This window comes from Streptomyces katrae (assembly GCF_000966975.1).
Lineage (GTDB): Bacteria > Actinomycetota > Actinomycetes > Streptomycetales > Streptomycetaceae > Streptomyces > Streptomyces katrae.
Window position 1 is genome coordinate 1 of sequence record NZ_JZWV01000839.1, and the last position, 9,399, is coordinate 9,399.

9 protein-coding genes are annotated in these 9,399 nt (G+C 73.2%); 7 read left to right on the forward strand and 2 right to left on the reverse strand.

Annotated features, from left to right (window positions below; translation table 11 throughout):
• The 6 genes from VR44_RS27635 to VR44_RS27655 form a co-directional block, all read left to right on the forward strand.
• The coding region (locus VR44_RS27635) for a serine hydrolase domain-containing protein (protein ID WP_052713852.1) at positions 1-1,127 on the forward strand (1,127 nt) is incomplete at its 5' end.
• Between the two features lie 131 nt (positions 1,128-1,258).
• Positions 1,259-2,230: a cation diffusion facilitator family transporter gene (locus VR44_RS27640; protein WP_045950332.1), complete on the forward strand. Its 972-nt coding sequence runs from the start codon at positions 1,259-1,261 to the stop codon at positions 2,228-2,230.
• Between the two features lie 283 nt (positions 2,231-2,513).
• On the forward strand, positions 2,514-3,818 hold the full coding sequence (locus VR44_RS27645) for a ferredoxin reductase family protein (RefSeq protein WP_045950333.1): 1,305 nt from the start codon (positions 2,514-2,516) through the stop codon (positions 3,816-3,818).
• 16 nt (positions 3,819-3,834) lie between these two features.
• A complete protein-coding gene (locus VR44_RS45330; protein WP_157880419.1) occupies positions 3,835-4,086 on the forward strand; it encodes a hypothetical protein in 252 nt (83 codons plus the stop codon).
• Between the two features lie 23 nt (positions 4,087-4,109).
• A complete protein-coding gene (locus VR44_RS27650; protein ID WP_094191951.1) occupies positions 4,110-4,982 on the forward strand; it encodes an oxygenase MpaB family protein in 873 nt (290 codons plus the stop codon).
• An 88-nt stretch (positions 4,983-5,070) separates the two neighbouring features.
• On the forward strand, positions 5,071-5,571 hold the full coding sequence (locus VR44_RS27655; RefSeq protein WP_045950334.1) for a DUF1360 domain-containing protein: 501 nt from the start codon (positions 5,071-5,073) through the stop codon (positions 5,569-5,571).
• A gap of 42 nt (positions 5,572-5,613) precedes the next feature.
• On the opposite strand, the gene VR44_RS27660 is transcribed toward VR44_RS27655, so the two are convergent.
• Positions 5,614-6,726, reverse strand: a complete 1,113-nt coding sequence (locus VR44_RS27660) for a carboxylate-amine ligase (RefSeq protein WP_384746672.1) — start codon at positions 6,724-6,726, stop codon at positions 5,614-5,616.
• A gap of 432 nt (positions 6,727-7,158) precedes the next feature.
• Positions 7,159-7,749 carry a DinB family protein gene (locus VR44_RS27665; RefSeq protein WP_045950335.1) on the reverse strand — a complete coding sequence of 197 codons (591 nt, stop codon included), beginning with the start codon at positions 7,747-7,749 and terminating at the stop codon, positions 7,159-7,161.
• A 74-nt stretch (positions 7,750-7,823) separates the two neighbouring features.
• Between VR44_RS27665 and VR44_RS47595 the strand changes: the two genes are divergently transcribed.
• Complete coding sequence (locus tag VR44_RS47595; protein WP_052713853.1) at positions 7,824-9,299, forward strand: serine/threonine-protein kinase; 1,476 nt, start codon at positions 7,824-7,826, stop codon at positions 9,297-9,299.
• Positions 9,300-9,399: the final 100 nt, after the last annotated feature.

Consider the following 9,399-nt stretch of genomic DNA (forward strand, 5'->3'; position numbering starts at 1 on the left):
GGGAAGCGCCGCCCGCCCCCCGGCCGACCGCCTCGGCGGAGCCCTCCCCGGCGGCCGGCTTCCCCACCCTCGACGCCGCCACGGCAGCGAGGCTCGACAAGGTCGTCCAGGACGTACTGAAGAAGACCGGTGTCCCGGGCGTCATCGTCGGGGTCTCCGCGCCCGGCAAGGGTGAATACACGCGAGCCTTCGGCATCGCCGACAAGACGACGAAACAGCCGATGGCGGCGGACCTCTACTCGCGGATCGGCAGCGAGACCAAGACGTTCACGGTGACGGCCGTGCTCCAGCTCGCCCAGCAGGGCAAGGTGGGCCTGGACGACCCCATCGGCAAGTACGTCGAGGGCGTCCCCAACGGCGACAAGGTCACCCTGAGGGAACTCGCGGGCATGCGCAGCGGACTGCTCAGCTACACGGCGACGCAGACCTTCTACAAGGCGTTCACCAGCGACCCGACGCGGCACTTCGCCCCCCGGGAACTGCTCGGCTACGCCTTCAAGGCGCCCAAGCCCGTGATCTTCGCACCGAACGCGCAGTTCAACTACTCCAACACCAACCTGATCCTGCTCGGCCTGGTGGTCGAGAAGCAGTCCGGGCAGCCCCTGTCCGCCTACATCCGCGACCACATCCTGCGCCCCGCCGGAATGAACCGCACCAGCTTCCCCGACGACGCCTCGTTCCCCACCCCGCACGCCCACGGCTACACCCGGCAGACGGCGTCGGGCAGGACCGAGGACGCCACCGATTGGAACCCCTCCTGGGGCTGGGCCGCCGGCGCGATGGTCTCCGACCTGCACGACCTGCGGATCTGGGCGAAGACCGTGGCCACCGGCGTCTTCCCCGACGGCACGCGGATGGTCGGCCCCGACCTGCAGAAGCAGCGCCTCGAGACCCCGCCCACCAGCATCCCCGGCGCGGGCTACGGCCTGGGCATCTTCGACATCTACCTGCCCGAGCAGCAGGCGACCCTGGTGGTCCTGCTCAACACCGACATCCCGTACGGGCCTCAGCAGGAGGAACCGAGCACGGTCTTCGGCCAGGCGCTGACCCGCGTCCTGACCCCCGACCACGTCTACGACCTCCCGGCGGCCGCCCAGAAGGACATGACCCCCTCGCCCACGCACTGACCCTCGCTCCCCGGAGCCGCCTGTGCCCCCGTCGCCGGGGCGGACCCCAGGTTTGAACCGCGGCGCAGCGAGCACGGGCGGGGGAGGGGCGCGCGGAGGCGGCCGCGCGCCGCGGTGGGGGAGGGAGGATCATGGCCGGACGGGACGGTGAGACGCGGGTCACGGTGTGGGTGGCCCTCGCGGCGAACCTCGTGATCTGCGCGGCCAAAGCCGTGGGAGGGGTGGTCGCCGGCTCACCGGCCCTGCTCTCGGAGGCCGCCCATTCGGTGGCCGACAGCCTCAACGAGGTGTTCCTCCTGGCCTCGGTGCGCCGCAGCAGGCGCCCGGCCGACGAGCGGCACCCCTTCGGCTACGGCAAGGAGCGGTTCTTCTGGTCACTGCTCGCCGCGGTCGGGATCTTCGTCACGGGCGGGTGCTTCTCGGTGTTCCAGGGGGTGGAGGCCCTCCGCGGCGGCGGGGAAACGCACGAGGGGTACGCGATCGGTCTGGCCGTCCTGTTCGTCGCCCTCCTCGCCGAGGCCGGCTCACTGCTGCGCGCCGTCCTCCAGGTACGGCGGGCCGCACGCGCCGCGGGCCACGGGGTGGCCGAGGAGGTGCGGGAGGGCCGCGACCCGGCCCTGCGGACCGTGCTCGCCGAGGACGGCACGGCCTGCCTGGGGGTGCTCCTGGCGATGGCGGGGATGGCCCTCCACCTGGCGACCGGACAGGTGGCGTACGAGGCGTGCGCCTCCATCCTCATCGGCGTCCTGCTCGTCTACGTGGCGTACGTGCTCGGCAAGGGCGCCCGTACCCACCTGATCGGCGAGGCCGCCGACCCGCGCCTGCGGGACGAGGTCCACGCCTACCTCGACGGCCAGCCCGAGATCGACTCCGTGACGGCCCTGCTGACCATGCGCCTGGGTCCCGACGCGGTGCTCCTCGCCGCCGGCATCGACCTGACGGCCGGGTACGACAGCGAGACCGTCGAGGACGCGATGGTCCGCGTCCGCACCGAGCTGAAGCGGCGCTGGCCCGAGCTGGACCAGGTCTTCCTCGACGTCACGGATGCCGCGGCCGCCCGAAACGTAAAGAGTTCCCCAAAGCGGCCTTCCGGCGCGTGGTAGGCACCTCGCCCCCGTACGCCTGTCCTGCGGAAACGCAAAGCCGGACGTGTGAAGGAGCGGCGTGCGGGTGGGGCCCCGGAAGAACTCCAAAACTCCGCATAACAGGACACTCGACCCCCGTTGGCGCGCGTGACAGAAGTCATTCCACGAAGATCGTCCTTGCCCGGCGCGAGCGAATTTGCACATAGTTGCCACTGCTATCGCTCCCTGCCGGTCCGTTCGGCACCCCCCGCACCACGGCCAGGGACCACGCCGAACCCCCCAGTGGAAGGGACCCGCGCCGATGAAGACCGCGCCCCAGCGGCTGCGCGCCGGCCTGGCCGCCGGAGCCGCCGCGGTCGTCCTGCTGTGGGCCGCCCAGGTGCGGCCGTCCGCCCGTCCCGACGACCTCATCGGCGCGGGCGCGCACCTCACCGGACTCCTCGCCGGCTACGGCATCCTGGTCATGCTCTTCCTGATGGCACGCGTCCCGGCGGTCGAACACGGCGTCGGCGCCGACCGCCTCGCCCGCTGGCACGCCTTCGGCGGCCGCTGGGCGCTGCTCCTCTGCGCCGCCCACGGCCTGCTCGCCCTCGTCGTGTACGCCCTGCGCGGCGGAACCGACCTGGTGACGGCCACCAGGGACCTGCTCGGATACCCGGCCCTGGCCGCCGCCTACGCCGGAGCCGCCCTGCTCGCCTGCGCGGGCCTGGCTTCCGCCGGGGCCGTCCGCCGCCGGATCCCGCACGAGACGTGGCGCGGCATCCACCTGCTCACCTACATCGCCGCCGCCCTCGGCTTCGTCCACCAGCTGGCCGGCCCCGACGTCGCCGTCACCTCCGTGACCACCTGGTTCTGGGCCCTGCTGCACACCGTCGTCGCCGTCCTGCTCGTCTGGTACCGGGGCGTCGTCCCGGTACGCCAGGCCCTGCGGCACGGGCTGCGCGTCGCCGCCGTCGAACGCGAGGGCCCGGACGTGGTCTCCGTGACCATCCGGGGCGGCCGGCTCCGCGAACTCCGTGCCGAGCCGGGCCAGTTCTTCCGCTGGCGGTTCCTGCGGCGCGGCCTGTGGCACACCGCCCTGCCGTTCTCCCTCTCCGCCCCCGTCCACGACGACCGCCTGCGGATCACGGTGAAGGCGCTCGGCGCGCATTCGCGGCGGGTACGCAGGCTGCGCCCCGGTACCCGGGTGCTGGCGACCGGCCCGTTCGGCGCGCTCACCCGGCGGCGGCGCACCCGCACCAAGGTCCTGCTGATCGCCGGCGGCATCGGGATCACCCCGATGCGGGCCCTGTTCGAGGCGCTCCCCGCCGGCCCCGGCGACCTCACGCTGCTCTACCGGGCCGGTGACGCCGGCCAGCTGGTCCTGCGCGACGAGCTGGAGGCCATAGCCGCCGAGCGCCAGGCCGCCCTGCACTACCTCGTGGGACGCTCCGACGAGGCGTACGACCCGCTCGCCCCGCAGGCACTGCGCTCGCTCGTGCCCGGGCTGGCCGACCACGACGTGTACCTGTGCGGGCCGCCCGGCATGACGGACGCCACGACGGCGGCACTGGTCCGGGCGGGCGTGCCCTCCGGGCGGATCCACTCCGAGTGCTTCACCTACTGAGGACCAGGACCCGGCGATGAACCAGCCCACGAACCAGCCCACGAACCGGCCGCCGGCTGCGCTGCCGACCCCGCGGCGCGCCCGGCACCGGGGGCCCTCACGTCCGCGCCGGCTCGCCGTCGGCCTCGCCCTGGTCAGCGCGCTGGCCGCGACGGGCATCACGATGACGGTCGAACCGGCCGCACCGGCCCCGAGCGCCCCGGCCCCGAGCGCCCCACCGCACGGGGGCTTCCCCGGAGGGGACAGCGGCGTGACAATTGAACGGTGAACCGGTTGGGAGGGCTGGACCGGCTGGACGGATTGGCGCCGTCACGGGCCCGCGAGCGCCTGGGCGACGCCCTCTTCCGGCATGTCGCCGGTCCGTCGGGCGCGGAGAACCGGGCGAGGATCCACGACACTCCGGGCCCCAGGTGGTTCGCGCCCGAGGAGCCGATCTGCCGCGTCCACGGCGACGCCTCGATGTTCGTCGGCGGGCTGAGCGCGCTGCTCCTGCAGTCCCTGCACCCGCGCGCGATGGCCGCGGTGGAGGCCCACTCCGGGTACCGGGGAGATCCCTGGGGCCGTCTCCAGCGCACCAGCACCTTCCTGGCCTTCACCACGTACGGGACCGCTGAGGACGCGCAGCGCGCGGTGGACGGCGTACGGGCGGTGCACGCCCGCATCCGGGGACGGAGCCCCGACGGCGAGCCGTACCGCGCCGACGACCCCCACCTGCTCGAGTGGGTGCACGTCGCCGAGGTCGACAGCTTCCTGCGGGCCCACCAGCGCTACGGCGCCCGGCGCCTGGACGCGGCCGAATGCGACGCCTACGTCGCCTCGGCCGCCCGGGTAGGCCGGGCCCTGGGGGTGCCGCGACCGCCCCGTACGGCGCGGGAACTGGCGGAGCGGATCGAAGCCTTCCGGCCGGAACTGCGAGGAACGCGGGAGGCCCGTGCCGCCGCCCGCTTCATCCTGCTCCGGCCCCCGCTGCCCTGGCCGGCGCGGCCCCCGTACGCCATGCTCGCGGCGGCCGCGGTGGCCCTGCTGCCGCCCTGGGCCCGACACCCCCTGGGTCTGCCGCTGCTGCCGCGGACCGAACGCTGGTGCGCCGCCCCCGCGGGGGCGGCGGTGACCAGCACCATCCGCTGGGCGATGCACCGGCCGCCCGCGGCCGACGGCGCCTGACACCCGTCGAGCCTCCCAGGGTTGAGCGGCCCGCAGGAGGGCAGGGGCGAAGACCGAGGTGATCCGCCGACCCGAGGAAGGACCGCCGATGAACCTGCACCGCGAGGCCCGGGCCTACGCGGGTGACGCCGACCGGCCGCTCGCCGCCTATACCGGCCTCATGGGCCTCTACGCCGGCACGGTGCTCGGCATCGCCGCTGCCGCGCGGGCCCTCCGCCGCCCCCTGCCGCAACCGGGCCCCTGGGACGTCGTCCTCAACGCCGTGGCCACCCATCAGCTGGGCCGCCTCATCACCAGGGACCCCGTCACCAGCCCCTTGCGCGCGCCGTTCACCCGCTTCGAAGGCACCTCCGGGCCCGCCGAACTGAAGGAGGAGGTACGGGGCACCGGCGCCCGCAAGGCGATCGGCGAACTGCTCACCTGCCCCTTCTGCACCGGTCTGTGGGTCGCCACCGGCATCACGGCCGGAACCCTGCTGGCCCCGCGCCCCACCCGCCTGGCGACCGCCACCCTGGCCGCCCTCGCCGCAGCCGACTTCCTCCAACTCGCCCGGGCGGCGGCACAGCGGGGTGCCGGCGAAGCCTCCTGATCACCAGTTCACCAGGACGGGCGCAACGGCCGCCCGCCGGGTTCACAAGGCGGTGCTGCGCGTGGTGATCAGGTCGATCAGGGCCGGCATGCCGCCGCCCGACATGGCCGCCCGCTGCCGCTCGGCGCCCGTCCCTTCGCGGAACAGCCGGTCCACCAGGGAGCTCACCGCTCTCGCGTCGCCGCCGTCGGCAAGGGCGTCGGCGATGTGTTCCATCAGCATGCCGACCACCTCCTGCGCGCCGCGGCTCCGGCCCCGGGGGTCGACGAGGGGCCCCTTCAGTCCGTGCCGAGCCGCCTGCCAGGTCGCCGCCTGCAGCAGCTCCTGGGTCCCTGCCGCGGCGGGGACCGCGTGCCGTGTCTCCGCGAGGGCGGTGGCGACGAGGGCTCGCGCGATTCCGGCGAGCATGACCGCGTCGTCGGCCCTCAGTTGCAGGTCCGGGCAGCGGATCTCGACGGTGGGGTACTTCTCGGACAGCCTGGCCTGCCAGTAGATCTGTCCCCGGTCGGCGATCACCCCGGATTCCAGCAGCCGCGTGACCCTGCTTTCGTAATCCGCGACCCCGTCGAAGAACGGTGGAGGCCCGGTGACGGGCCACCGTCCGAACACCAGGGTGCGCCAACTCGCGAACCCGGTGTCGCGGCCCTCCCACAGGGGCGAGTTCGCCGCCATGGCCACGAGGACGGGCAGCCAGTCCCGGATCCGGTTGAGGACCTCGACGCCCGCTGCGCGGTCCGGGACGCCGACGTGGACGTGCATGCCGTTGATGAGCTGCTCGTCGACCAGCCGGGGAGCGTATGCCTGCAGCCCGAGGTAACGCTTCGTCGGGGTCACCGGCACAGGCACGGAGTCCCGTACGGGAGCGGCCCCGCACAGTGCCAGCCGGCACCCGCTCGACTCGGCGCCCAGGGCCATGGCGTGCCGCAGCCGCAACAGGTGGCCGCCGACCTCCGCGAGGGCCCGGCACACCGGTGTGGCCACCTCGACCTGGGCTTGCAGCAGCTCGGTCTGCACCTCCGCCGCGCTGGTGATCGCTTCCAGCGCGGCGGCCCCGCGCACCTGCTCGACCCGTGGTGCGGGCATCGCGCTGTCCGCGGCCAGGAGGAGGTACTCCTCCTCCACACCCAGCGTCGGCAGCGGTCCCAAGCCGGTCACGCTGAGCTCCTTCCCCTCCGGCGCCGTCCCGATGCGGCCGGTGGACTCTTCTGTCCGCTCGGCGGATAGGAAACCCGTAAATGTCATCCGCATGGTCGGGCGGCGCGAGGGCAGGAGCGGCCTCGGAGGTTGATAATCATGGTTCCCCCCAAGGGCGGCAGCGGCCGGTGGTACCGCTGGTAGCCGTACGCCGCAGCGCACGGCGGTGGCCCGCACCCTCGGGTCACGCCGATGCTTCTGGGTAGGAGCGGAGACAGCCGGGGCGGCCGTCGTGACGCAGCAGGGAACCTGCTCGCCTCCAACGATCGACGCCCGCCCCGGTCCGTCACCGCGCGCCGTGTCAGGGCGGGGGTGCACCGGTGCGGCCGCTGAGGGCTGCGTTCGTCCTGGCCCGGGGACCGCCGGCTGTCCCGGGCGTCGTGTACGGCGCGATCAGCCGCGACCGGCTTCGTCCGCCACGCGCTCCAGGCGGAGCCGATGGTCCTCCCACCGCGAGCGATCACCCGGCGGCATGTTGGCGTTGCCTTCCCGAAGGCCGACGGCTCCGTCGATGAGCTCCCGGACGATGTCGGCGTGACCGGCGTGCCGGTGGGTTTCGGCGATCATGTGCACCAGTATCTGATGCAAAGTCACCTCGCTTCGTTCCTGCGGCCACCACGGCACATGGCCGATCGCGTCGAGCGCCAGCGCGGAGACGGTGGCGTCCGAGTGCTCCCACGCCCGCCGGTACAGCCCGACGATCCGTTCGCGCGACTCGTCGGCGGCGGCCCACATGTCCGCGTCGGCTTCCGCGTCGTCCGCCAGCCAGGGCAACGCCTCGCCGGACGGCCGCCCGAACGTGTCCCCGAAGTAGCCCAGCTCCACACTGGCGACGTGTTTGACCAGCCCCAGCAGATTCGTGCCGGTCGGTGTGAGCGGGCGACGGACGTCGTACTCCGAGAGCCCGTCCAGCTTCCACAGCAGGGCGTCGCGCGCGGCTTGCAGGTATCGGAGGAGGTCCGCCTTCGGCTTCGATTCGATCATGCCGGGAAGTTTCCCACCCGGGACTGACATCCGGCCGTTCGTCACAGGCTGGCGGGTGGGCTAGGTTCCTGATCGTGACTCACGATCGCGGACGACTGCTGGCCGACCGGTACCGGCTGGCCGAACTGCTCGGCCAAGGCGGCATGGGAACCGTCTGGCGAGCCCACGACGAACACCTCGGCCGAGAGGTCGCCCTCAAGGAGCTCCGGTTCCCCGACGGCCTCGTCACCTCCCGGCGCGAGGCATGGATAGGCCGCCTCGACCGTGAAGCGCGGGCGGCCGCCAGGCTGAAGCACCCAGGGGTGATCACCGTCCACGACCGGATAGCCGACGAGGACGGCCGCCCGTGGATCGTGATGGAACTCGTCCGCGGCCGCTCCCTTGACGACCTGATCGAGGAGGACGGTCCGCTTCCCCCGGCCCGGGTGGCCAGGATCGGCCGGGAGATCCTGGACGCGCTGCGCGCCGTGCACGCCACCGGCGTGACCCACCGGGACATCAAACCCGCCAACGTGCTGCTCGAAGGCGACCGGGTGGTGCTGACCGACTTCGGGATCGCCGTCGTGGAGGGAGAGCCCGGTCTCACCCGGTCGGGAGCCCTCATGGGCACCCCGTCCTACATGTCGCCCGAGCAGGTGCGCGGCCTGCCGGCGACCGCCGAATCCGACCTGTGGTCCTTGGGCGCGACGCTGTTCACCGCGGTGGAGGGACACCCTCCGTTCGGCGGCTCCGGTTCCTGGGCCGTCTTCGTCGCCATCGCCACCGAGGAACCCGCCCCCGCCGTCCGCGCCGGAGACCTCGCCCCCGTGCTGACGGGGCTCTTGCGCAAGGACCCGGCCCAACGCCTCACCGCCGAGGAGGCGTACGACCTGCTCGCCGGACCGACGGGCGGACCGCGGCCCTCCCGGCGGGAGCCCACCCCGACCTCCGCATCCACGATGCGGCTGGGTACGGCCCCCGGAGCGGAACCACCGCGCCCGTCGGCCCGGGCCCGTGGTTCCCTCCTGGCGGGGGCCGTGGTGGCCGTGCTGATCGCGGTGCCCTGGTGGTTACCGGATTCCCGGTCCACCGCCGACGACGACGGCCGTACCAGCGCGGCCGGCTCCGCGACGCCCGCCCAGCACTCCCCGCCCCCGTCGCCCTCCCCTGGCACACCCTCCGCGAACAGCTCCCCGGGGACCCCGACGCCCAAGCCGACGCCCACGCCGAAGCCCTCGCACGCTCCTCTCGACCGTCAAGCCGTGGAGCGCGTCTTCGCGCTCTACATGAACGGCCTGGCCGACCACGACATGACCTCACTGCGCCGGGGCACCTGCCCCCGGCTGCGTTCCGGTCTGCTCGGTTTCCTCCTCAACGGCTACTTCGTGGACCGGTGGGAACTCCAGCCCTACGAGATCCCCGCCGGCATGGACCAGCTCAGCGTGGAAGCGAAGATCACCCGACGGGACCCCGACACCGGGCAACTCGCCGGCGATGTCCTCAACCAGTGGATCATCGAACGGGACGCGGACCAGCAGTACTACGTATGCGGCTGGCTCAACCAGGAGTGACCGACGCTCGACCACGTGGTCCAGGCGCTCGCAGTGGGCCCGGGCCCGGGAGTTGTCCCCCGGCTTCCGCCCGCCGTGTCCGTGATTTTTGTCAGGAGTT